This is a genomic window from Qipengyuania sp. ASV99 (assembly GCF_047872805.1).
GTDB lineage: Bacteria > Pseudomonadota > Alphaproteobacteria > Sphingomonadales > Sphingomonadaceae > Erythrobacter.
On sequence record NZ_JBLQUK010000008.1, the window covers coordinates 66674 to 91136 of the forward strand.

General features: G+C 59.0%; 19 protein-coding genes and 1 tRNA gene. 15 read left to right on the top strand and 5 right to left on the bottom strand.

What is annotated here, in order from left to right:
- Window positions 1-156 precede the first annotated feature (156 nt).
- Together ACM64M_RS10465 and ACM64M_RS10470 are read left to right on the top strand one after the other, a co-directional pair.
- Window positions 157-1320 carry an alpha-hydroxy acid oxidase gene (locus ACM64M_RS10465; protein WP_416228633.1) on the top strand — a complete coding sequence of 388 codons (1164 nt, stop codon included), beginning with the start codon at window positions 157-159 and terminating at the stop codon, window positions 1318-1320.
- A 103-nt stretch (window positions 1321-1423) separates the two neighbouring features.
- Window positions 1424-1861: a hypothetical protein gene (locus tag ACM64M_RS10470; protein ID WP_416228634.1), complete on the top strand. Its 438-nt coding sequence runs from the start codon at window positions 1424-1426 to the stop codon at window positions 1859-1861.
- 59 nt (window positions 1862-1920) lie between these two features.
- Here ACM64M_RS10470 and ACM64M_RS10475 read toward each other — a convergent pair whose 3' ends face one another.
- Complete coding sequence (locus tag ACM64M_RS10475; protein ID WP_416228635.1) at window positions 1921-2472, bottom strand: YHS domain-containing (seleno)protein; 552 nt, start codon at window positions 2470-2472, stop codon at window positions 1921-1923.
- Window positions 2473-2792: 320 nt separating this feature from the next.
- Here ACM64M_RS10475 and leuA point away from each other — a divergent pair, with 320 nt between their 5' ends.
- The 4 genes from leuA to ACM64M_RS10495 all read left to right on the top strand — a co-directional run bounded on the left by leuA (window position 2793) and on the right by ACM64M_RS10495 (window position 8908).
- Complete coding sequence (leuA, locus tag ACM64M_RS10480) at window positions 2793-4463, top strand: 2-isopropylmalate synthase (RefSeq protein ID WP_416228636.1); 1671 nt, start codon at window positions 2793-2795, stop codon at window positions 4461-4463.
- A 199-nt stretch (window positions 4464-4662) separates the two neighbouring features.
- Window positions 4663-6285, top strand: a complete 1623-nt coding sequence (locus tag ACM64M_RS10485; RefSeq protein ID WP_416228637.1) for an alpha/beta hydrolase-fold protein — start codon at window positions 4663-4665, stop codon at window positions 6283-6285.
- 507 nt (window positions 6286-6792) lie between these two features.
- A complete protein-coding gene (locus ACM64M_RS10490) occupies window positions 6793-7854 on the top strand; it encodes an amidohydrolase family protein (protein ID WP_416228638.1) in 1062 nt (353 codons plus the stop codon).
- Window positions 7855-7903: 49 nt separating this feature from the next.
- A complete protein-coding gene (locus ACM64M_RS10495; RefSeq protein ID WP_416228639.1) occupies window positions 7904-8908 on the top strand; it encodes an NAD(P)H-dependent flavin oxidoreductase in 1005 nt (334 codons plus the stop codon).
- Here ACM64M_RS10495 and ACM64M_RS10500 read toward each other — a convergent pair.
- The 3 genes from ACM64M_RS10500 to ACM64M_RS10510 form a co-directional block, all read right to left on the bottom strand.
- Window positions 8886-9473 carry an AHH domain-containing protein gene (locus ACM64M_RS10500; RefSeq protein ID WP_416228640.1) on the bottom strand — a complete coding sequence of 196 codons (588 nt, stop codon included), beginning with the start codon at window positions 9471-9473 and terminating at the stop codon, window positions 8886-8888. The genes ACM64M_RS10495 and ACM64M_RS10500 overlap by 23 nt on opposite strands.
- Before the next feature lie 6 nt (window positions 9474-9479).
- Window positions 9480-10154 carry a hypothetical protein gene (locus tag ACM64M_RS10505; RefSeq protein WP_416228641.1) on the bottom strand — a complete coding sequence of 225 codons (675 nt, stop codon included), beginning with the start codon at window positions 10152-10154 and terminating at the stop codon, window positions 9480-9482.
- A 251-nt stretch (window positions 10155-10405) separates the two neighbouring features.
- Window positions 10406-10888, bottom strand: coding sequence for a flavodoxin family protein (locus ACM64M_RS10510; RefSeq protein WP_416228642.1), 483 nt, complete (start codon window positions 10886-10888; stop codon window positions 10406-10408).
- A gap of 81 nt (window positions 10889-10969) precedes the next feature.
- Here ACM64M_RS10510 and recJ point away from each other — a divergent pair, with 81 nt between their 5' ends.
- The 8 genes from recJ to phoB all read left to right on the top strand — a co-directional run bounded on the left by recJ (window position 10970) and on the right by phoB (window position 19346).
- Window positions 10970-12754, top strand: coding sequence for a single-stranded-DNA-specific exonuclease RecJ (gene recJ, locus ACM64M_RS10515; RefSeq protein ID WP_416228643.1), 1785 nt, complete (start codon window positions 10970-10972; stop codon window positions 12752-12754).
- Between the two features lie 106 nt (window positions 12755-12860).
- Window positions 12861-12935 (top strand) — tRNA-Glu (locus tag ACM64M_RS10520).
- Window positions 12936-13002: 67 nt separating this feature from the next.
- Window positions 13003-14235 (top strand): sensor histidine kinase, encoded by a 1233-nt coding sequence (locus ACM64M_RS10525; protein WP_416228644.1) that lies wholly within the window; start codon window positions 13003-13005, stop codon window positions 14233-14235.
- Between the two features lie 180 nt (window positions 14236-14415).
- The gene (gene pstC / locus ACM64M_RS10530) at window positions 14416-15801 is read left to right on the top strand and encodes a phosphate ABC transporter permease subunit PstC (protein WP_416228645.1); all 1386 of its coding nucleotides are present in this window, start codon (window positions 14416-14418) and stop codon (window positions 15799-15801) included.
- The gene (gene pstA / locus ACM64M_RS10535; RefSeq protein ID WP_416228646.1) at window positions 15794-17059 is read left to right on the top strand and encodes a phosphate ABC transporter permease PstA; all 1266 of its coding nucleotides are present in this window, start codon (window positions 15794-15796) and stop codon (window positions 17057-17059) included. The genes pstC and pstA overlap by 8 nt, the downstream gene beginning before the upstream one ends.
- 41 nt (window positions 17060-17100) lie before the next feature.
- A complete protein-coding gene (pstB, locus tag ACM64M_RS10540; protein ID WP_416228700.1) occupies window positions 17101-17847 on the top strand; it encodes a phosphate ABC transporter ATP-binding protein PstB in 747 nt (248 codons plus the stop codon).
- Window positions 17847-18515, top strand: coding sequence for a phosphate signaling complex protein PhoU (phoU, locus tag ACM64M_RS10545; RefSeq protein WP_416228647.1), 669 nt, complete (start codon window positions 17847-17849; stop codon window positions 18513-18515). Before pstB ends, phoU begins: the two co-directional genes overlap by 1 nt.
- 141 nt (window positions 18516-18656) lie before the next feature.
- Complete coding sequence (phoB, locus tag ACM64M_RS10550) at window positions 18657-19346, top strand: phosphate regulon transcriptional regulator PhoB (RefSeq protein ID WP_416228701.1); 690 nt, start codon at window positions 18657-18659, stop codon at window positions 19344-19346.
- A 223-nt stretch (window positions 19347-19569) separates the two neighbouring features.
- Here the strand turns inward: phoB and ACM64M_RS10555 are convergent, their stop codons facing one another.
- On the bottom strand, window positions 19570-23442 hold the full coding sequence (locus tag ACM64M_RS10555) for an error-prone DNA polymerase (protein ID WP_416228648.1): 3873 nt from the start codon (window positions 23440-23442) through the stop codon (window positions 19570-19572).
- Window positions 23443-23714: 272 nt separating this feature from the next.
- Here ACM64M_RS10555 and ACM64M_RS10560 point away from each other — a divergent pair, with 272 nt between their 5' ends.
- Window positions 23715-24458: a carbonic anhydrase gene (locus ACM64M_RS10560; protein ID WP_416228649.1), complete on the top strand. Its 744-nt coding sequence runs from the start codon at window positions 23715-23717 to the stop codon at window positions 24456-24458.
- Window positions 24459-24463: the final 5 nt, after the last annotated feature.

The following is a 24463-nucleotide window of genomic DNA, read 5'->3' on the forward strand; positions in this document are numbered from 1 at the left end:
GGCCGCGCACATCATACAATTCGCCTGACGCCCAAGTTTGGTGACAGCCCTCGCAAAAAAATTTTCGAGCAATTTTTGAAAGGCTTTCCATTTCGCGCGCACTCGACACAATTGGCGCAATCAGCCAGAGCCGGAGGCGCAAAGGAAACGGATCAAATGCGGCTAAACGACTGCCACAACATCGACGATTTCCGCGCGCTAGCGAAGGCGCGCCTGCCCTTCCCCGTGTTCGATTATATCGACGGGGCGGCGGATGACGAACTGACCAAGGCACGCAACACCGATGCCTTTAACTCGGTCGATCTGGTCCCCGATGTGCTCGCCGGGGTGGAGGCTATTGACACGTCCTGCATGATCCTTGGGCGCAGGTCCGTCTTGCCGCTGATGCTGTCCCCCACTGCCGTGCAGCGCGCGTTCCACTGGCAGGGCGAGACCGCCGTCGCCAAGGCCGCGGAGAAATTCGGGCTGTGGTTCGGAATTTCCAGCTTGGCGACGCGCAGTATCGAGGAAGTGGCTGCGCTGACCAGCGGTCCGAAGCTGTTCCAGCTTTACGTCCACAAGGACAGGGGGCTTAACACCCACATGATCGAACGCTGTCAGGCCGCGCGCTTCGATGCTCTGGCGCTGACAGTGGACACTATCGTTTCGGGCAAGCGCGAACGGTGTTTGCGCAGCGGTTTTACCACCCCGCCGCGTTTCACCCCGGCCAGCGTGTTGAGCTACGCCACGCGGCCGCACTGGACGCTCAATTACCTGCTCCGTGAGAAATTTCGTCTCCCCAATCTCGACACCCATGTCAGCGAAGGATCGCAAAGGGCGGTGAGCATTGCGGAATATTTCAACACCATGCTCGACACTTCGATGGACTGGGACACGGCGGCAGCGATCCGTCAGCAATGGGGGGGAACCTTTGTGCTGAAAGGGGTGATGAGCGCCGGCGACGCGCGCCGCGCGGTCGATATGGGGGCCGACGCGATCATGCTCTCCAACCATGGCGGACGGCAATTGGACGGCAGCCGCGCGCCCTTCGACCAATTGCCCGAGATCGTCGATGCAGTCGGCGGCGAGATCGAGATCATCTGCGATGGCGGCGTGCGGCGAGGCACCCATGCGCTGAAGGCGCTGTGCAGAGGGGCCACGGCGGCTTCGGGCGGGCGGATGTATCTTTATGCGCTGGCAGCAGCGGGTCAGGACGGCGTCGAGCGCGCGCTTGGCATCCTCAAGGATGAGATCGAGCGCGCGATGCGGCTGATGGGTGTGACCAGCGTGGATCAATTGACACAGGACAGGCTTCGATCACGCAACCAATCGCTTGCATAGCGATTGCAAGACCCGGAAGGGGTGAGGCGACGACGGGTGTCATAATATTGCAACCCAAATGGCGCCTTAGCGCTGCAGCGATTTCCTGTTAGTTGGACCAGTCATGAAAAGATTTTCGATCCTCATTTCCGCTTCCGCGCTGCTCGCGCTTGCCGCTTGCAGCGGGGCCGAAGACGCCGACGCCACCAGCGAGACCGATGATTTTGCCGCGCGGATCAACGGAGCGAACCCTGCTGCCCCTACCGGCAACCAGACGCCGACCGTCATGCCGCCGCGTGAAAACGCCGCAGAGGGCGCGTATTCCCCCGGCACTGCCACCGATCCCGAAAGCGCGACCTGCGGTGCCAATGTCATGGGTCCTTATATCGGAAAGGTCGCCGATGACGCGACCCGCGCAGCAATCGTGATTGCCGCCACCGGCGCAAGCGATGTGCGCTTTATCCTGCCGGGCAGCGAATATATCCGCCCTGACCCGACCAATCCGCGTCTTAACCTGATGCTCGACCCGCAGGGCATCATCCGCGATGCGCGCTGCGGATAGGCAGACATGAAAGCCCCCGCCGCTCGGGGGAGCAGCGGGGGCATTTGATGGCGCGAATATCAGTCCTGATAATGCTCGTCGGCTGAGTGACCGGGGTAGTTTGCGTCACCCTTGGCAATAAAGCCGGGCACGTCCTTGTTCCAACGGGTCGCTACGTCTTCGCTGAAATTGAGATACAATTTGCCGTCGACGATCTTGTAAATCTGCGGATCGCCGGGCGCCAACCCGTCATTCGCGCCGATTGCCCATGCGCAATAGCCGCCGTAAGCGGGCGCATATTTGGCCGGGTCTTCGATAAAGGTCTTGGCGTTGTCTTCGTTGGCAAAGCGATAGTCATAGCCCTCGTAACGCACGGTGAACTCTTCGCTGCCCTCAACCGGGACGCCTTCGCCGGTGAAATAGCTGACGACGTCAAATCCGGAGACCGCCAGAGTGTCTGCCTTGGCCTTGCGATAGACCGGGCCGGTGGGTTCACCGCCAAGGTCCGCGAACAACGCCGGGGTCGCGGTTTCGGTGCTGGCAACATCGCCAGCAGGTGCGGCATCAGTCACCGGTGCGCCGCAGGCGGCAACGCTGGCCATCAGGGCGAGAGCAAAAATCGATTTCTTCATGGAATAATCCTCCTGAGACATAAACTCGTATTCGGCGGCGACCTGAATGCCGTCGACGCAACCTTTTCGCCCGCGATCCATGAATGGTTACACCGCGCAAAAACCAGTGCCGATTGTGAATTTGCCGTTGCCTTCGCTTGCGCTCACACAATTTTTCAGGATAGAACGCTGCGATGACTTTCGGCCTTACGCTTTCCCTGCGACTTACGCGCCCTTGGGCGGGATAGGTCTGCGCGCGTAAAGTATCGGCGCGTCCCACCGTTCAAGGGTTCAACCGCCGATCAGCCTCAGACGTTTTGCAGAAAGTCCACCTTTTCCCCATGTTAAAGAACCCTTCGGCCAAATATCGCGCCTTTCCCCCGATCAATCTGCCCGACCGCCAATGGCCAAGCCGCGTGATCGACCGCGCTCCGCGCTGGCTTTCGACCGATCTGCGCGACGGCAACCAGTCAATCATCGACCCGATGGATGCGGTGAAGAAACGCCGGTTCTTCGATCTGCTGGTGGATATTGGCGTGAAGGAAATCGAAATCGGCTTTCCCAGTGCGGGTGCGACCGAGTTTGATTTCATCTCCGGGCTAGTCCAATCCGGCGCGGTGCCCGATGACGTGATCGTGCAGGTCCTGACCCAGAGCCGGGAGGATCTGATCCGCACCAGCTTCGCCAGCCTCTCCGGCGCGCGCACTGCCATTGTCCACCTCTACAACGCGGTCAGCCCGGCGTGGCGCGACATCGTGTTCCGCATGAGCAAAGATGAAGTGCGCGACATCGCCGTCGCCGGGGCCAAGGTGATGCGCGACGAAGCAGCAAGGCAGCCCGCTACCGACTGGTATTTCCAATATTCGCCCGAGACATTCTCCACCGCCGAACTCGATTTCAGCATCGCGGTTTGCGAAGCGGTGATGGAAGTGCTGGCTCCCTCGCCCGAACGCCCGATCATCCTCAATCTGCCCGCCACGGTGGAGGCGGCAACCCCCAATATCTACGCTGATCAGATCGAATATTTCTGCCGCAACCTGCCAAACCGTGACAGCGCGGTCATCTCGCTGCACACCCACAATGATCGCGGCACCGGGGTCGCGGCGGCGGAACTGGGGCTGATGGCGGGCGCGGACCGGGTAGAAGGCTGCCTGTTCGGCAATGGCGAACGCACCGGCAATTGCTGTCTGGTGACCATGGGCCTCAACCTCTACACCCAAGGCGTTGATCCCGGCCTCGATTTCTCCGATATCGACCGGGTGATCGAGACGGTCGAATATTGCAACGGATTGCCCGTGCACCAACGCCATCCTTACGGCGGCGAGTTGGTCTACACTGCCTTTTCCGGCAGCCATCAGGACGCGATCAAGAAAGGTTTTGAGGCGCGCGCTCAGCAAAATGACGATGGCTGGCGCGTTCCCTATCTGCCGATTGATCCCGCCGATCTGGGTCGCAATTACGAAGCCGTGATCCGCGTCAATTCGCAAAGCGGTAAAGGCGGGTTCGCCTGGGTGCTGGAACAGGATCAGGGGCTCAAACTGCCCAAGGCGATGCAGGCCGACTTCTCGCGCCATGTGCAGCATCTGGCCGATGAACTCGGGCGCGAACTGGGCGCGAGCGACATCTGGGATGCGTTCCGCAAGGCCTATCACGTTCAGACCCATCCGAAACATTTCCAACTGGTCGATTACGAGGAAAGCCGGGGCCAAGACGGGACAAGGATTTTCGCAGGCAAAATCGCGGTTGGCGGCAGCGAACAAAGCGTATCGGGGCGCGGCAACGGATTGATCTCCAGCGTCGTGAGCACTCTGGAGGACGCATTCGAGCTTGATCTGAAAGTGCTCGACTATTCCGAACACGCATTGGGATCGGGCCGCGACGCGCGCGCCGCTGCCTATCTTTTATGCGAATCCGGTGGCCGCGTAATTTGGGGCTGCGGCATCGACGAAGACATCGCCACAGCCAGCGTCCGCGCCGTGCTGAGCGCGGCGAATTCGGCGGTGGGGGCCTGAGGGGGCGAAGATCTTCTGACGGGTGGTCAGCAGATGCTTGGGTATGCATTCGCCGACGATTACGTGCCAAACGCAGACATCGATTACGGGCGTTTGTCGGACAGCGCTGTAACCTTATCGATTTTTGAATCGAATAAGTTTGGAAACACGCAATCAATTCGGAAGCACGCAATCAAGACGTCGTGGAGGGGAAATTATCATGAGAACCGCGCTCTTCAGTTTGATGCTTATCCTGCCTGTTTCCAGCGTGCAGGCAAGCGAGCCACAGCCCTATGAGATGCCGCGAACGGAGGTCGTTCCCATTCAGGACAGCGGTGCCGACCGGCAATATGAACTCTATATCAAACTGCCCGAAGACTATGCGGACAACCCGGACACCAAATACCCGGTGATCTACACAACCGATGCTGTGGTGCACATGGACATGCTGTCTGGTGCCACGGAGTTCCTGATGCCTGATGTTATCTTGGTAGGCATCTCCTATCAAAAGGATTTTGGCGACGAATGGCCGCATGCGAGCAGGTTTCGCGACTATACGGTAACGGCGTTCGACAATCCGGAATATCAAGCCCGTTTTCAGGCCGGGCAGGCCGGCCATCACCTGGATTTCATTCGCAATGAAGTAATGCCGTATGTCGAAAGCACATATCGAACGGATCCACGGGAAAATACATATTTCGGCTATTCGCTGGGCGCCGCGTTCGGCGCTTATACCTTATTGGCACGTCCGGACACGTTTAAGAACTATATCCTCGGCAGTCCGGCTTTCAGCCAGCGCGGCCTCCAATATATCGATGAACTCGAAGCGGAAACCGCCCTTCGCCAGGATACGGCGAACGTAAATGTCTTCGTTTCCCTTGGCGAACTGGAAGAAAGCGAAGTGGAAGAAGTCGGCCATTTCATGCGAGTGCTGCGGCGCAGGGATCGGTCGGATATCACTCTCATGGGTCTTGAAATCATTGAGGGTTCCAACCATTCTACCGCGTTTCCCGAGACCGTCGTTCGCGCCGTCAGATGGTTGTTCGATAGAAGCAGCAAACCGGATCAGTATCTGGGACAGATACCTCCCGGATCGACGCCCGAGCGATTTGCTCCCGGACTAGTTTCGACGGAGCATTGGGAATATGGCGGCACTTTTTCACCCGATATGAAAGAGTTCTACTTTTTAAAAGACGGCGGGACTGAACAAACCTCTTTCATTGTCTTCAAATACCAAGACAACCAATGGCAAGAGACTGTGATCTCGCCAAGGGTGGGGCAACCCTTCATCTCTCCCGATGGTCAAACCATGCATTTGGGCAAGCGGTACATGGATCGCGTCGAGGGTGGTTGGTCGGAAAGAAGAGAGCTTGGAGGGGAATTAGAGAACTTCCCGATCATGCGCCTCACGGCCTCATCGCAAGGCACCTATGTTTTCGACGAGTTCACCAGAGATGGAGATGGTCTTCTGCGCTATTCGCGACTTGTAGACGGCAATCGCGAGGCTCCGAAACCGTTTGGCGAAGCGATCAATTCCGGAACATACAATGGCCATCCCTTCATCGCGCCGGATGAGTCTTACATCATCTGGGATAGCAAGAGAGATGGCGGCTTTGGCGACTCCGATATCTACATCAGTTTCAGGCGGTCGGACGGAACATGGGGCGACGCAATCAATCTGGGCGACAGGGTGAACACCGACGCCTGGGAAGCGAGTCCCAGCGTCACGCCGGATGGAAAATATCTTTTCTTCAACCGGAATATCGGATCGGATGCCTATGAGAATGTCGATATTTACTGGGTAGACGCTCAGGTTATCGAGGACCTCAAACCCGCAAATTAGAACGAAGGTGTCACTGTTACCGGCAGAGCCTTGCTAACGCTTAAAATCTGTGTCTCGTCTGTTGCTGGCATTGGACTGGCCGGGTGCGGACCTCGGAAGTCTGCTCGCCAGCCACCTGTCAACCCTCGGCCCTTCGATCTCGAACACTGACAGCCGCCTCTGCTTACCCTTATCCGGCGAAGCCGTTTGATGCTGAGTGGCTCCCGATCGTTTTCCTACTCACTCGCGCACCACTAGAACGGAGCGATGAGCCGCGCCACTTCCCCCTTCATTACCCCTCGCGATGTTGACACCTTCCCTGCCGAAAAGTGTCACTTTGCAGCTCTCAACGGTCACACTTTGACCGCCAACAGTCAGACCTCGGACGAAAAGGTCGCGCTTCGACCCGCTTCAGTCACACTCTCGCGCCCTACAGTGACACAATCGGGTTTCCTTCCTTTGGACTGTGTTCCATGTGTTCCATCCTGTAGGACTTCGCACCTTAAGAGGATGCGGGAAAGGGCACCAATGACCGAAGCGATTCTAGAACCCGAAGCGATCCTTGAGCCGGACTTGGCGATCATCGATCCGCATCATCACCTGTGGGACCTGCGCCCCATGCTGCCAATGTTCCCTACCCCGCGGCACCGCTTCATCGAAACACTGGTGCCGGTGGCGCATTACACTTTCGATCAGTTCAGCGCAGAGGTCGCAAGCAGCGGCCACAACGTCATTGCCACCGTCTTCATGGAATGCGGCGCGTTCTACAACGGTGCTTATGGTGATGCGCTGAAACCGGTGGGCGAAGTCGAGTTTGTCAACGGCGTCGCGGCGCAATCGGCCAGCGGGCTGTATGGCAAGACTCGGTTGTGCGCCGGGATCGTCGGCCATGCAGACCTGACGCGGGGGAGCGCGGCGGGCGAAGTGCTCGACGCGCTGATGGCGGCCAGCCCACGCTTTCGCGGCATCCGCCATCAGGGCGCGTGGGATGCAGACCCGGAGGTGCTCGGCCCGCCCTTTCACGCTCCGCCGCAGCTGTATCGCGATGCGACCTTCCGCGAAGGCTTCGCTGAACTGGGCAAGCGCGCTCTCAGCTTTGATGCGTGGATACTGGAGCCGCAGATTGCCGACGTGATCGACCTTGCGCGCGCCTTCCCTGATGTGCCGATCTGCCTGGACCATTGCGGCACGCCGCTGGGTTGCGCAAGCTATGCCGGCAGGTTGGAAGAGCGCTTCTCCATCTGGCGCGATGCGATCATGGAACTGGGGAAGTGCGAGAATGTGATGGTGAAGCTGGGCGGACTGGCGATGCACAATTGCGCTCTGCCCGAAGCTGGCCCGGCGGCGGGCGCGGGCTCGGAAGAGCTGGCACGGCTTTGGAAGCCTTATGTCGAAACCTGTATCGAGGCGTTCGGCACCGATAGAGCGATGTTCGAAAGCAACTATCCGGTTGATCGCTGGGGCGCGAGTTACCCGGTGTTGTGGAACGCCTTCAAACGGATCACTGCGGGTGCGAGCGCGGAAGAGAAGTCAGCGCTCTATGCCGGAAACGCAGCGCGGTTCTACGACATTGAACAGGTGCTTGCCTGATTGCATTCTGCAACCTACCGCGCGTCCAATGCCATTTCAGGAGTCCTCCATGCCGCTTCCCGCCCCTTTCAACCGCCTCCGCCTGCCGCTGATCGGATCGCCGCTGTTCATCGTCTCAGGTCCGGAGTTGGTGATTGCGCAGTGCAAGGCGGGGATTATCGGCAGCTTTCCGGCATTGAACGCGCGGCCGCAGACGCTGCTCGAAGAATGGCTGCACCAGATCACCGAAGAACTGGCCAAGCACAATCGGGAGAACCCTGATCGCCCGGCGGCCCCGTTTGCGGTCAATCAGATCATCCACCGCACCAACGACCGCGTCGATGCCGACATGGCCACTTGCGAAAAATGGCAAGTGCCGATGGTCATCACCTCGCTGGGCGCGCGCGAGGAGATCTTTCAGGCGGTCAAGAACTGGGGCGGGATCACCATGCATGATGTGATCAACAACCGCTTTGCCATGAAGGCGATCGAAAAGGGCGCAACCGGGCTGATTCCAGTTGCCGCGGGCGCAGGTGGTCATGCGGGCGCGCTTTCACCCTTTGCCCTGATGCAGGAAATCCGCGAGTGGTTTGGCGGGCTGGTCGCGTTGTCTGGCTCGGTCGCGCACGGGGCCTCGATCCTCGCCGCGCAATCCTTGCGCGCTGATTTCGCCTATGCCGGGAGCGCCTTCATCGCCACCGAAGAGGCAAACGCGGATCAGGCCTACAAGCAAGGCATCGTGGATGGCGATGCGAGCGGGATCGTCTACACCAACCTGTTCACCGGAGTGCATGGCAATTACCTGCGGTCCTCGATCGAAAGAGCGGGCCTGGACCCCGAAAATCTGCCAGTCAGCGATCCGTCCAAGATGAACTTCGGCAGTGGCGGCAACACCAAAGCCAAGGCATGGAAAGACATCTGGGGCTCAGGTCAGGGCGTGGGTGCGATCAAATCGGTGGGCAGCGTTGAGGACCTCGTCGCCCGGATGGAGCGCGAATATCATGAAGCCAAGGCCCGGTTGCTGGAAAACTCAAACTACACAGCGTGGCGGGCTATGGCGGAGGAGGCGGAATAGGTTCCTGCGTCGCTTCCCACAACAGTTCTGCCATGGCATCAAGCTCGCTAAAGTCGAAACCGGTGCCGAGTGGGTCCTTGCGGTTGAGCACCATGCGGCGGCGGTCGCTGAGCAAGCGTTTGCGGAGCGCAGATTGCAACAGGGTGAGCCGCTCCAGCGCTTCACGCATTGCGGTTTCGGTGTCCTTACCCTGTGTGGCTGACCAGTGCTCTTCGATCCGGCCAACACGTTCAAGCACCAGTTCGTTATACTGGCGGTGCGGTCCCCGGTGCAGCGGCATTCCAGTGCGCAGGCTGGCCTCGTCGGTGGCTGGCAACAACAGACCATTGGCGCGAAAGTCGTCAAACCCGACCGAAGCCCGCCCGATCTTTTCGAACATGAGACCAAAGCAATGTTTCGACAGCAATTGGCGCGGCAAGATGTGGTGGCGTTGTAACCCTTTGTCAAAACCGGGAGTGCCGCAGCGATTGACCGAACGAAAGGGTATTAGCCGTCGCCGTGCAGCATGGTTTGATGACCAGCGGTTGGTTTCGGGAAATGAGATTCGTACACGCCCCTTGTGCATATAAGATCATTCGCGCCAAACTCTTACGAATTTCCCATTGCGCGAAGGGCGCATGACCAAAACGTTGCCATCAGGTGCAACGATTCGCTCGCTCCCTTCGGTCCCGCCGACCAACACCAGTTGGTTAATCAAACGAACCGCCAGCCTCGTGGCAGACACCGTGTCTGCGGAAAGCGGTGGTTCGATCCGCAATTCCTGATCGATCCAGAACCCAAGACCCACGCTCTGCAAAGCGCCATCGACGGTCTGGCGAAACGCGGTCAGCCCAAGGGCGGGAAACGGACCGCCGTCGAGCCAGGCGGTAATGACCGATTCAAAGAAGCGACGCCCGATAACGCTTTCGGAGGGCGGCCAGACTATCGCCACGATGCTGTCAAAATGATGGACGAGATCGCGCGCGACCGCCATCAAAGCCTTCGCCACCGGCAATGTTCCTTCGCCCCCGGCCAGATGATACCCAGGGATCAGCTGCAATGCTTCGAACTCGGATGATATGGGAATTTCGGGAATGTCGAACCGGTTCCGAATGATTGGAAGGGCGACTTCCTTGCCCGGCTCGAGTCCAACCAGATCGAACATCAACCCGTCGCGCAGCAGTTCCAGCCATACACGATCATCGGTCGCCGTCCCTTCTTCGCCAATTTGCCGAACCTGTTCGCCGCGCTCTGCGACCAGTTGCACTGGGGCGCAGCTTACTGGGTCATGAGAGATTGCTATGGCACGCTGCCCACTCACGAACTCTCTTATCGCAGCACTGTCAGGCCGCTTGCCTGCGGCAAACAGCAGATAAAGCCCATTGGCATCGGAACCCGATGTCTTAGTGATTGGTCACAATCCCTTCTTTTGTGCGACCCTTGGCTTCCCTGAAAATCGGACGTGATGCCTTCCCCCCAGATGCCGACTCCCGAAACCAGTATAATAGTCTGCGCGGGTCAGAATGCACCAATTAAAACCCCTTCTGCCATTGCTAGTCCAAGTTGCCTGCAATCGTTCAAAACCTTGTCAGAGAGAGATTTTTCCGCAAGAATCTGATCGGGTGTTTGCGCATCAAAGTTTACAATCATAGGCTGCGACACACGCTTTAAACGCCACCCGGTAGCGATCCGGTCAAGCTGACGTTGAGCGCCCTCCCCATCCGAACCTGCAGCAATAATGGTCGCATAGGGGCGTCCTTCTATGCGTCCCAAGACCGGGTAGAAATTGCTATCGAACATTTCCTTCATTTCGCCGCTCAAGCTACCGAGATTTTCAGGGCATACAAACAGATAGCCCTGCGCGTTGAGCAAGTCCTGTTGCGCGACATCTTTTGCGCGCAACAATCGAGCGGAACCATGATCGCTGGCAGCGCGGGCCATTTGTTCGCTCGCGCCGGTACGGCTGTGCCAGATCACTAAAAGGGTTGGGCCGTCGCTCATTATTCGCACCTCGCCAATGAGCCTGTCGATTGTCAATGCCCTGCCCTGTCGCTCCTCTTCCCAATCCGCTAGTCCGACACAATGGCAACGCGCACACTTTCCCATGTTCTTGATGTTTCGCAGTCGCTTTCAGGACGTGCATGGGTCTGGCGCGGCGGCAATATGGACCTTGGCGATGGTCCAACGCTCGACCGCGATATCCTTGCACAATTGCTGATGACGCGCGGCGTCGCTGCTGATGATATAGAAAAGCACGCCCGGCCGACGATGCGCGAGTTTCTGCCCGACCCTTCCGAATTCCGCGATATGGATCGGGCTGCGCAGCGTATTGCCAGTGCGGTTCTCAGCCGTGAGGCCATTACGATCTACGGTGATTATGACGTGGATGGCGCTACGAGTGCAGCCTTGCTGGTTGAACTGTTGCGTGGGTTAGGGGCTGATCCGGGCTATTACATCCCCGATCGCCTGCTCGAAGGCTATGGCCCAACCGGGGCATCGCTTGTAAAACTGGGCGAAGCGGGATCCAGTCTGATCGTCACCGTCGATTGCGGGGCAATGGCTTTTGAGGCGCTCTCTATGGCGCGCGAAGCCGGGATTGATGTGATCGTTGTCGATCATCACAAATGCTCCGCAGAGCTTCCTCCCACCGCAGCGTTGGTCAACCCGAACCGGCTTGACGAAAGCGACCTTGCAGCGAGCCACGGGCATCTCGCCGCTGTTGGTGTGGCATTCCTCCTGGCGATTGCGCTGGTTCGCACTTTGCGCGCGCAGGGCTTTTTTGATGATCGTACAGAGCCGGACTTGATGGCTTTGCTGGATCTGGTGGCTCTGGGAACAGTCGCAGACGTAGCGGCGCTCCACGGGCTGAACCGGGCATTTGTGGCACAGGGGTTGAAAGTGCTCGCTCGGCGAGAGCGCATCGGCATGGCCGCATTGATGGATGCAAGCCGGCTCACGCGCGCGCCCATCGCCAGTGACCTTGGCTTTGCGCTGGGCCCGCGCATCAATGCGGGCGGAAGGATTGGGGAATCGACGCTGGGTGTGCGATTGCTGACCACGCGCGATGCAGAGGAGGCGCGCGAAATTGCAGAAAAGCTCTCTGCTCTCAACGAAGAACGCCGGGCTATCGAAGCCGAAGTTCAAGAGTCTGCCGAAGCGCAACTCGATGGTCAGCACAATATGGCCGTGCAAGTGCTTGCGAGCACCGGATGGCACCCTGGCGTGATCGGGATTGTTGCTGGCCGGATCAAGGAAAAGACCGGCAAACCTGCGATCATCATCGCTCTCGATTCAGCCGAGGGCATCGGCAAAGGCTCGGGTCGCTCGATTAGCGGCGTCGACCTAGGGGCTGCGATCATTGCCGCCCGTGACGCCGACCTGCTGATCGCGGGTGGGGGACACGCCATGGCGGCCGGGCTCACGATTTCTCAGACCAAGCTTTCTGCGTTTGCCGAATTTCTCGACACCAGGCTTTCCCGCGAGGTTGATCGCGCGCGCGCCGGACAGAACATGTCGTTAGACCTCGCGCTTGCACCCGGCGGGTTGACGCCGGAATTGGTTGCCACGCTGGAACTAGCGGGTCCTTACGGCGTGGGCTGGCCTGCTCCGCGCGTTGCCGTGGGACCGGTACGGATTGTCAAGGCGGACATTGTCGGTAATGGCCATTTGCGCATTATTGCATCGGGCCATGATGGACGATCGTTCAAAGGTATCGCATTTCGCGCAGCCGATACGGAAATGGCGCAAACGCTTCTTCATCGCAGCGCGGGCCGGCATTTCCACCTCGCTGGCCGGGTCAAGATTGACGATTGGGGCCCGCGCCCCGCAGCCGAATTGCACCTTGAAGATGCTGCCAACGCTGATTGACAGTATCGCTGAAATAGCAGGGCAATAATATTTCACCAAACCGACGCATACGGGGCTTGACCCGCTTGGCGCACACCCCTAGATGCGCGCTCTCGCAATCGAGCGAGGCCCCTTCGTCTAGCGGTTAGGACGCGGCCCTTTCACGGCTGAAACACGGGTTCGATTCCCGTAGGGGTCACCACCTCCCTGAATATGCACGCGCGCCGAAACAGGTTTGACCTGTCTGCTGCGGACACTAGAGGGGTTGCATGGGCGCTCGGCAAACCATCCCCTTTGCAGGCATAATGCTCGCGGTGGCCATTTTCATTGCCTTGCTGATGCTTGGCATTGATCCGGTCATTGCACTTTCCGTGCTGGTCGTCTGGGTCGGATCATTGCTCGTCGCTGCGGGCCGCCCCCCTGAACCGCCGCCGGTCGTGGTCACGCAGCCTTTCAGCCGGGATTCTATGCGCCGGTTGATCGAAAATTCATCGACACCGCTGCTGGTGACGGAAAAAAACACGATTGCCATTGCCAACCGCGCCGCACGCCGGATGCTAGGGCAACACATTATCGGACAGGATGCCAGGGTCGCTTTCCGTCAGCCAGAGGCAATTTCGCTATTGGCCAAGGACCGCAACGGTCAGGCCATCGTTCGCGGTCTGGTTCGGCGGCAGGACATCTGGCAGATCAATCGTCAGGCGGTGGATGACAAACTCGCGGTGATTGAGCTCATCAACCAGACCGCCGAAGCCGACATCAGCCGAGCCCATACCGATTTTGTGGCCAACGCCAGCCATGAATTGCGCACGCCGCTTTCCGCGATCATCGGCTATGTCGAAACACTAAGCGAGAGCGGCGACAGTCTGGACTCGCCCACTTCGCAAAAGTTTCTGGGCACTATCGAACGCGAGGCGCTGCGTTTGCAAAGTCTGATCAGCGACCTCATGAGCCTTTCACGGGTCGAAGCCGAAAAGCACGATTTGCCGCAGCAATTGCTGGAATTGCGTCCGCTGGCCCGCCGCGCGGCAGCCGACGCAGCAGGATCCACACGAATCGAGCGGATCGAATTCGATCTGAAAGAGGATCCCTGCATCCGGGGTGATCAGCAGCAGATGGAACAGGTGGTTCGCAATCTGGTAGACAATGCCCTGAAATATGGCGCATCGGGTACTCCGGTCAAAGTGCAACTGGACCTATCGCCCGATGGGATGGCGCGGATTTGCGTCATCGATCAGGGCGAAGGCATCGCTCCGGAACAAATCCCCCATCTGACAAGGCGATTCTACCGAACCGATCCCGGACGCAGCCGCGCTTCCGGAGGCACCGGCCTTGGACTTGCTATTGTTAAACATATCGTCGAACGCCACCGGGGAAGGCTCGATATCGACAGCGATTTAGGAAAGGGCACTCGGGTGACGGTCAGAATTCCGCTCGCCGATCCTGATCTCGAACGGGACGATCGATTGCCGCAAAATTCGCAAGTGGACAGCCACAGTTAGTTTGGGGAAGGAGAATCCCCAGTTCTGTCTTGGTCATGTCTTATTTTTTCAACATGCCCATTCCATTGAGGCTTGGAATCAAATTTCCGGCGTGAATTTGGGTTAACGGCACGATTTGGCAGATTGCAACGAAGCCCATTTGTACGAAGTTGGGCTGTTAAGGGGAAACAGGGTTATTCCATGTCGCCGATTACTCTCATTTTGATTGCTATCGGCTTGGGCCTCGCCGGTTGGCTGGCCGGCCGGGCGAAAGCTTGGAGCTTTCAGAAATCGTCGCCGGAAACACGCCCGGTGTCGCGCCCGATCTATCATGCTTGGTACGTAGCGGTGTGGATCGTTATCCCGGTCTTGGTCTTTGTCACTTTATGGTCGTTTATCGGACCACAATTGGTCACCCAAAGCGTCCTTGCTTCCCCGGGTGCAGCCAATCTGCCGACCTTCGGCTTTGAGCGCGACGCCTGGCTTGCAGAAGCTCAGGCCGTGGCGAGCGGCAATGCACCGGGTGTTTTTAACGAAGGCGCTGAATTCCTCGTTGAGCCCTACAGAGAGGCAATTTCCCGCTATGCCCTAATTGGATATGCGCTCACGGTGTTGATTGCTTTCGGAGGCGGTGCGTTTGCGTTTGTTCGGGTGCGTCCCGATTTCCGTGCGCGGACCAAGGTGGAGCGGACCGTGATGGTCGTGCTGCTCCTCGCATCAATGGTTGCGGTGCTGACCACTTTCGGAATTTTTGCCAGTCTCGTTTTCGAAACCGTGCGATTCTTTGGGATGGTTTCGCCGGTCGATTTCTTGTTCGGGACCTATTGGGGCCCAGACCCGATGAGCAGCGCCGACAGCCCTGATGGCTCGCGATACGGCGCCGTGCCCTTGTTCTGGGGTACGATATTCATTGGTGCAATCATTGCCATGATCGTGGCGATCCCTCTAGGACTGATGAGCGCCATCTATCTGACGCAATATGCTGCACCCGGCGTGCGGACATGGGTCAAACCAGCTTTGGAAATTCTCGCGGGCGTTCCCACTGTCGTTTACGGCTATTTTGCGGCGCTAACCGTGGCCCCTGCGATCCGCGATGCGGCGGCCGCTGTCGGTATTGCCAACGCCTCAACCGAGAGCGCGCTTGCCGCGGGTGTTGTAATGGGGGTGATGATCATTCCCTTCGTTTCATCGATGGCGGACGATTCGATCGCGGCAGTTCCCAGCGCCATGCGCGACGGCAGCTATGCGATGGGTGCGACCAAGTCGGAAACCATCACCCGCGTGCTCTTTCCTGCCGCGCTTCCCGGCATTGTCGCAGGTATCATGCTGGCGATCAGCCGCGCGATTGGCGAGACCATGATCGTCGTAATGGCCGCATCAACCGCTGCCAATCTCAGCGCCAATCCGCTCGACCGAATGACCACGGTGACGGTGCAGATCGTCAAGATGCTCACCGGCGAAGGCAGCTTTGATCATCCCGCGACCCTCAGCGCCTTTGCTTTGGGACTGGTGCTGTTTTTGGTAACCCTCGCCCTCAACTTCGTCGCCCTGCGCGTCGTCAAACGGTTCCGTGAAGCCTATGAGTAACGCTGCAACTCCCGAAAAGCTGCGCCCAACCCGGACCCCGGCGTTTGAAAAGCGTCTTGCCCAACGGTATCGGGCAGAGCGGAACTTCAAACTGATGGGACAGGGAGCAATCGTGTTTTCTGTCGCGGTTTTGATATTCCTGCTCGGCAATATGCTAATCAACGGGATTGGCGGATTTCAGCGCGCTGAACTCGCGGTCCCGATCAATTTTCCCGAAAGCGGGATCACCGGCGATGAAGTCTCGCTAACGGCCCCTTCTGCCATCCAGGTGCTCGAATTGCAGGGCCTTTCCGACGTCGTTTCGTTTTACGCCGAAGAGGCTTTGGGCGAGGCTGGCGCAGCGCAAGTAAGCCGCGATGGCTGGCGCGATGTTGCCGCTGCTTTGCAATCCGACCCCTCACTCCTCTACCGGACACAGACATTTCATCTCCCGGCTTCCTCCGATCTTGCTGCTGGCCTTGCAGGTGAAGGATCGCCGGAAATGCAAGCGCTAGCTGCCGAACTGGCGAGCGAAGGCAAGCTCGCGGAGAATTGGGACATTGGTTTCATGACCCGCTCGGATGCGACCAGCCCGCAACAGGTCGGCATTTGGGGGGCGCTCAAGGGATCGATCCTGACGATGCTGGTGACTTTGGTGCTGGCATTTCCGATCGGGATGTTTTCGGCGCTCTATCTGGAAGAATATGCGCCGAAGAATCGTTGGACCGACTTGATTGAGGTATCGATCAACAATCTGGCCGCAGTCCCTTCGATCATTTTTGGCCTGCTCGGCCTTGCTGTGTTCCTCGCAATCTTTCCGAATTTCCGCTCTGCGCCGCTGATCGGAGGACTTACGCTGGCGCTTATGACGATGCCAGTGATCGTGATCTCGGGCCGCAACGCAATCAAGGCCGTACCGCCTTCGATCCGGGATGGAGCACTGGCCATTGGGGCTTCGCCGGTGCAAGTAGTGTTTCATCACGTGCTCCCACTTGCGCTGCCCGGTATGCTAACCGGCACCATCATTGGCATGGCGCGGGCGCTGGGCGAAACGGCACCGTTGCTCATGATCGGGATGCGCGCCTTTGTCGCAACCCCGCCCGAAGGCTTCACTTCTCCGGCAACTGTTCTGCCGGTGCAGATATTCCTTTGGTCCGATGAAATCGACCGCGGTTTCGTCGAGCGCACGAGCGCCGCAATCATCGTACTCTTGCTGTTCCTCCTGTTGATGAACGGCCTCGCCATTTACCTTCGCAACAAATTCGAGAAAAGCTGGTGACCCTGATCCACGAAAGCATCAAGCACGACAAAGCCGCGAAGATGTTCGCGCGCGATGTGTCAGTGTATTATGGCGACAAGAAAGCCATTGACGAAGTGTCGATCGACATCTCTCCAGACTACGTTACCGCCTTTATCGGGCCGTCCGGTTGCGGCAAATCGACCTTTCTGCGATGCTTCAACCGCATGAATGACACGATCCCCGTAGCCCGCGTCACAGGCCAGATCGAACTGGAGGGCGAGGACATTCACGGCAATGCCATGGATGTCGTCCAACTGCGTGCGCGCGTCGGCATGGTGTTTCAAAAGCCCAACCCGTTCCCCAAGACGATTTACGAGAACATCGCCTATGGTCCGAAAATCCACGGTATGGGCGAAAAGAAGGCCGATCTTGACATCATTGTCGAACAATCGCTGACCCGCGCTGGCCTGTGGGAAGAGGTAAAGGACCGGCTTGAAGATTCCGGCACTGCGCTGTCGGGTGGACAACAGCAACGCCTGTGTATCGCGCGTGCCATCGCGGTCGATCCTGAAGTGATCCTGATGGATGAGCCAGCATCGGCGCTGGACCCGATAGCGACGGCCAAGATCGAGGAACTGATCGATGAACTTTCGGGCCGATATGCCATTGTGATTGTTACCCATTCAATGCAGCAGGCTGCCCGCGTCAGCCAGCGAACTGCCTTCTTCCACTTGGGCAAAATGGTTGAATACGGTCCGACGTCGGACATCTTCACCAATCCTATCGAAGAGCGGACCAAAGATTACATAACGGGACGGTACGGCTGATGGGTGATCATACCGTCAAGGCGTTCGATGAGGACATCACCCGGCTGCGCGGCTTGATCGCGGAGATGGGCGGTCTCGCCGAAGTTGCCATCCAGGAAGCACTTGATGCTCTGGTTCGCGGCGACGTGGAACTGGGCGACCGGGTGGTTGCGCGTGACAAGAAAATCGACGCGCTTGAATCCGAAGTCGACAAACTCGCCGTCCGCATCATCGCCTTGAGAGCGCCGATGGCAGACGATCTGCGCGAAGTTATCGCCGCACTGAAAATCGCCGGTGTGGTCGAACGGATTGGCGATTATTCCAAGAATATCGCAAAGCGCGTTGGCATGATCGAAGGGCGCGACCGGTTTGAACCGCTCACCCTGCTGCCTGCAATGGGCGAACTGGCCGGCGAAATGGTCCACGACGTGCTCACCGCTTACGCCGCTCGCGATGCCAGCCTGGCGCGCGAAGTCATCAGCACCGACGCCAAGGTCGATGCATTCTACAACAGCATTTTCCGCAATCTTGTCAGCCATATGGTTGAAAATCCTGCGACCATTTCGAGCGCTGCCCAATTGCTGTTCGTGGCTCGTAATCTGGAACGGATCGGCGATCACGCGACCAATGTTGCAGAGATGGTGCATTTCGCGGCAACCGGCCTCTATCCGCCAGAGGAAGATCGCTAGTCCCTTGCCGTTATCCATGCAGCCTGGTGAGCTTTGTGGATAAGTAGCCGAGGCTCGTTTCATCAAATTGTAGTCAAAATGAAACATGGGCAGATCAGTCGCCCAATTGGTATTGTCGGCGGCATCTAGGAGACGACGATGATGTCCGCCGCCAAATTGCTGCTGGTCGAAGACGATCCGGCACTGTCCGAATTGCTGGAATATCGTTTTCAGAACGAAGGCTACAACGTCCGCTGCACGAGTGACGGTGATGAAGCGATGGTCCTCGCCAGCGAAGATGTGCCCGATCTCATCATCCTCGACTGGATGATCGAAGGCACCAGCGGGATCGAGGTTTGCCGCCGCCTGCGCCGGGACAAGGAAACCGCGCATGTTCCGATCATTATGCTGACCGCGCGCGAGGCCGAGGATGACCGGGTTCGCGGACTGGAAACGGGCGCTGATGATTATCTGACCAAACCGTTCTCGCCGCGCGAATTGCTGGCTCGTGTGGCCGCCGTGATGCGCCGTATTCGCCCGGCGCTGGCGGGTGAGACGATCGAAGTGGGCGATATCAAGCTCGATCCGGTCGCGCATAAGGTTCAGCGCCGTGGCCGCGCCTTGCAGCTTGGGCCGACCGAATACCGCCTGCTCAAATTCTTCATGGAGAGCCCGGGGCGCGTTTTCAGCCGCGGACAATTGCTCGACGGCGTATGGGGCACCGGCAGCGACATTGAACTGCGCACGGTCGATGTTCACATCCGCCGCCTGCGCAAGGCCATCGGTGTGGACGGGGCAAAAGACCCGATCCGCACGGTGCGTTCAGCCGGATATGCGCTCGAATCGAGCTGATTTATCAGCCTATCCGCATGTTGCCGCGCCTGCCGATCTGCTTGACACATTGGGCAATGTGTCAAGCGGTCGCTCTGCGTGTTTATCATATATTTGAATGACTTAACGCAAAATGCGCGGTTGACACTTGTCCAACAAAAACGGTTTTTGAGTGGCTACGGTTTCCGACGATTTCAAAGAGCCGCATGGTATTGGCACGGACTTGGCCCTGTAGGAAAATGTTCTAGTGAAAGTCGCGTGACTTCGGAATGATCCGGTGATTGCGCGGGTGTCCCGCTACGTTGGGTTTGAAATCCGGGGGCGGTTGGTCAATCTCTTCCCTCGACTCAGCCCTCCTCTTCTGCTGCCGCTCTGCACTTGTAAGGCTGGTCAGATTGCGGCCCTGCGGCAGGGGTGAATTGACGTGATCCGCGCGCGCAACAGGGGCGTTCAGCATGTCATCTGACAGCGCATATAGCTGCCCCGTCGCGTCGGTCAGATGCGCGGCGATGACGTGGATCACCTCGTCATCATATTCGACCCGCCCGCGCACTTCCATCAACCGCGCGCCCATCACCACTTTACGCTGCTTTTGCATGAGGTCGGGCCAGACCACCAGATTCACCACGCCGGTTTCATCCTCCAGCGTGATGAAGCACACGCCCTTGGCGCTGCCAGGCCGCTGACGGATCAACACGACGCCAGCAACCTGCACCATGCTACGGAACTTGCGATGCCTGAGGTCGCAGGCGCGCACGAAGCCGCGTTCGGCCAGCGCCGGTCGCAGAAAGGCCAGCGGATGCGCTTTCAGGCTGAGCCGCATGGTCTGATAATCAGCCACCACTTCTTCGCTCATCGGCATGGTGGGAAGCTGCACCGCGGCCCGCTCCGCGCCCTCATCGCGCACCGCAGCCGCGCGGAACAAGGGCAGATCAGGCGCGGCGATCAGGCTGCGCGCATCCCACAAGGCCTGCCGGCGGGTGAGGCCAAGCGAGGTGAAGGCATCGGCGCTCGCAAGTCGTTCAATATAGGACGGCGACAGCCCCGCCCGCTCGCGCAATTCAGCAATATCGCGGTAAGGACCGTTCGCGGCGCGCTCGGCGACAAGCTGCGCGGCGATATGTTCGGGCAGCCCGTCAATCTGACGCAGGCCGAGGCGCAGAGCGGCGTGGTGGTCGAAGCGGCCTTTATCCTTGTGTGCACAATTTTTTGTTTCGCGCAGAGGGCGCAGAGGAAATGGGGACGCAGAGATGCCATGCGTGCTGAAAGCACTTTCATTATCTCCAGCGCCCCCAGCAGACGAACTGTCGAAAATCGAGGGCGGCTTCGCCGCTCGCGCGACCGCTCTGCGTCCCTCTGCTCCTCTGCGCCCTCTGCGCGAAACAAAATCCTTCTCCAAATCATCTAGCGTGCAATCCCACGCGCTGTGATTCACATCCACGGGCAGCACCCGCACCCCATGCTCGCTAGCATCGCGCACGATTTGTGCGGGGGCGTAGAAACCCATGGGCTGCGAATTGAGCAGCGCCGCCGCAAACGCCGCCGGGAAATGGCATTTGAGCCAGCTCGACACATAGACCAGATGCGCGAAACTCGCCGCGTGGCTTTCGGGAAAGCCATATTCGCCAAAGCCCCGGATCTGGTTGAAACAGCGCTGGGCAAAGTCGCGGTCATAGCCGCGCGCCACCATCCTCTCGACCATCATGTCCTGCAATTCATCGACCATGCCGCGCGAACGGAAGGTCGCCATCGCCTTGCGCAATCGGTTGGCTTCCAGTGAAGAGAACTTCGCCGCATCCAGCGCAATTTTCATCGCCTGTTCCTGAAAGATCGGCACGCCTAATGTGCGTCCAAGGATGCTTGATAGCTCGTCTGGCGGGCCGTGCGCGGGTCCGGGGGCGGGTATCTGCACCGGTTCGGCCCCCCGGCGGCGTTTGAGATAGGGGTGCACCATGTCGCCTTGAATCGGGCCGGGGCGGACAATCGCAACCTGAATCACCAGATCGTAAAATTCGCGCGGGCGCAGGCGCGGCAGCATGTTCATCTGCGCCCGGCTTTCAACCTGAAACACCCCCAGCGAATCCCCCTTGCGCAGCATGGCATAGGTTTCCGGGTCTTCGCGCGGCACCGTGGCAAGGGTGAGCGCGCGGCCATGATGCGCCTCCAGCAGATCGAGGCATTTGCGGATGCAGGTCAGCATCCCCAGCGCCAGCACATCGACCTTGAGGATACCGAGCGCATCAATGTCGTCCTTGTCCCATTCGATGAAACTGCGATCGGGCATCGCGCCATTGCCAATCGGCACCGTCTCAGTCAGCGCGCCTTCGGTCAGGATGAACCCGCCGACATGCTGCGACAAATGGCGCGGCATTCCAATCATCTGCTCGGTCAATTTGAGCACCCGGCGCAGATGCGGATCGGACAGATTCATGCCGATTTCGGTGGCATGCGCCTCTGCGATAGAGCGCCCCATCCCGCCCCAGACCGTGCGCGCCAGAGCGCCGGTGACATCCTCTGACAATCCCATCGCCTTGCCCACTTCGCGGATCGCCATGCGCGGGCGGTAATGGATGACAGTGGCGCACAGCCCGGCGCGGTGGCGGCCGTATCTGGCGTAGATATACTGGATCACCTCCTCGCGCCGCTCATGTTCGAAATCGACGTCGATATCGGGCGGTTCCTTGCGTTCTTCGGAAATGAAGCGGTCGAACAGCAATTGGTGTTTGGCGGGATCGACGCTGGTGATTTCGAGGCAGTAACACACCGCCGAATTGGCCGCGCTGCCGCGCCCCTGACACAGGATCGGCGGGTCACAGCTCCGCGCGAAATCGACGATATCCTTGATAGTGAGGAAATAGCGCGCAAGGTTCATTTTTGCGATCAGCGCCAGTTCGCGTTCCAGCGTGTCGTGGACGCTGTCCGGCACGCCTGCGGGATAACGCTGCTCTGCCCCGCGCCATGTTTCCACCTCCAGATATTCCTGCGGGGACATGCCATCCGGGTATATTTCCTCAGGATATTCATAGCGCAGTTCATCGAGGCTGAAATTGCAGGCGTCGGCCACATCGCGCGCGGCGGTGATCGCGTGCGGCCAGCGCGCGAACAGTCGCACCATGTCCTGCGGGGATTTGAGGTGCCGTTCCGCATTCGCATGGAGCAGATACCCCGCCTCTGCCACCGTGGTCTTGTGCCGGATCGCAGTCATCACGTCCTGCAAGGGGCGGCGTTCGGGGGCGTGGTAATGCACATCATTGGTCGCCAGCAAGGTCAGGTCGTGCGCGCGCGCAAGGCTGTCCAACCGATCAATCCGCGCAATATCATCCCCGCGATACAGGTAGGATGCAGCGATGTGGCGCAGGGTGGGCAGCTGGCTGATGAGGTGCGGGAGGAGATCGGCAAGGCTTCCAGTGCACTCAATTGTTTCGCGCAGAGGGCGCGGAGGAAAGGGGGACGCAGAGATGTCTTGCATGCCGGGGGCACCCTCATCATCTCCGACGTCACCGCCGGACGCACCGCCCAAGGAGGAATGCGGCTTTGCCGCAGGTGCAACCTCTCTGCGCCTTTCTGCTTCTCTGCGGTCTCTGCGCGAACCCGGAAACGGCACCACATTGCTCGGCACCGCGATGGTGAACCGCGCGTCCAGATCATCGGGCGGGATCAGGATCAATTGCACACCCTCGCTGTGCTCCGCCAGCATGGCGAGGTCGATTTCGCACACGCCCTTGTCCTGCCATTCACCCGCCAGCGTCTGCATCCGGCCCTGACTGATAAGACGGCACAGGCGGCCATAGGCGGTGCGGTCTTTCGGATAGGCGAGGAATCTGAGGCTCTCCACCGTTTCAATCCGGCAGCCGATCACCGGGCGCAGTTTGAGCGTCGCCGCCTCAGTGTGCACACGCACCACCCCGGCCATCGAATTGGCATCGGCAATCCCGATTGCATCATAACCCTGCGCGCGCGCGGTCATCGCAAGATCGACCGCATCAGAGGCTCCGCGCAGGAAGCTGAAACAGCTGACCATGCCCAGTTCCACAAAGCACGCGCGCGGCGGGGCCTCGATCAAATCGGGATCGATCTTCAGCGTGCGTTTGTCAGGGGTAAGCGGCGCGTCGGGCATATCACGCCAGGCCAGCGGGGGTTTTGACCGCCGATTTGATTGCTTGCCGGGTCATTGGAACATCTCTTTTGTTCCTTTTATGTTCTTATCCTGAGAACAGCAACGGATTATTGCAACCTGCCCGGAACCTTCGGGTTGGCCCGATGTTATAATGTCACGTACCGGGCCCCTCTGGCGAGCAATTCTGCTCGTGATGTCGGACGTAGCGCGCATTGTTGCGTCGCTTGGTTTTAGCGGGGGGCCACTGGCTCCCCAAAAGGGAGTTACCAATCATGATGTCACGCCGATCCATAATCAGCAGCGCGGGTGCCTTGGGAGCAGCCGCCGTCATTGCCGGGGGAGCCACCACCGCCCATGCCGCACCCGGCGAAACGCCGCGGCCCCCAGCCCCGCCCGCATCCGAACTGACCCCGCAACAGGCGCTCGACTTGCTCAAACAGGGCAATGCCGACTTTCTGAATGGACGCCAGACCACCGTATTGACCGGTTCCGACCGCCGCCTTGAACTGGCCAAGGGGCAAAATCCCTTCGCGGCCTATGTCACATGTTCGGACAGCCGGGTTCCGCCCGAATTGCTGTTTGGACGCGGTTTGGGAGAATTGTTCATCATCCGCAATGCAGGCAACACGGTTGATACTGTCGCGCTAGGGTCGATTGAATATGCCGTCGCGGTTCTGAAAGTGCCGCTGGTGGTGGTCATGGGTCACGAAAGCTGCGGCGCGGTGAAGGCTGCGACCGAGGTGGTGACCGACAATGCAGTGTTCCCCGGAATGATCGGCCCGATGATCGAACCGATTATTCCGGCCGTGCTCCAGGCCCGCAGCGAGCCGGGCGACTTGCTGGAAAATTCCGTGCGATCAAATGTCCGCCGCGTTGTCAAAAGCCTGCGTGAACAGACCGGCCCGATCATGCTGAACCCGCAGCGTGAAGGGGCATTGCGCGTTGTTGGCGCCTATTACGATCTCGATCAGGGAATGGTCGATTTCTTTGACGTTCCCGATGATCTGATGGCCTGAGGCAA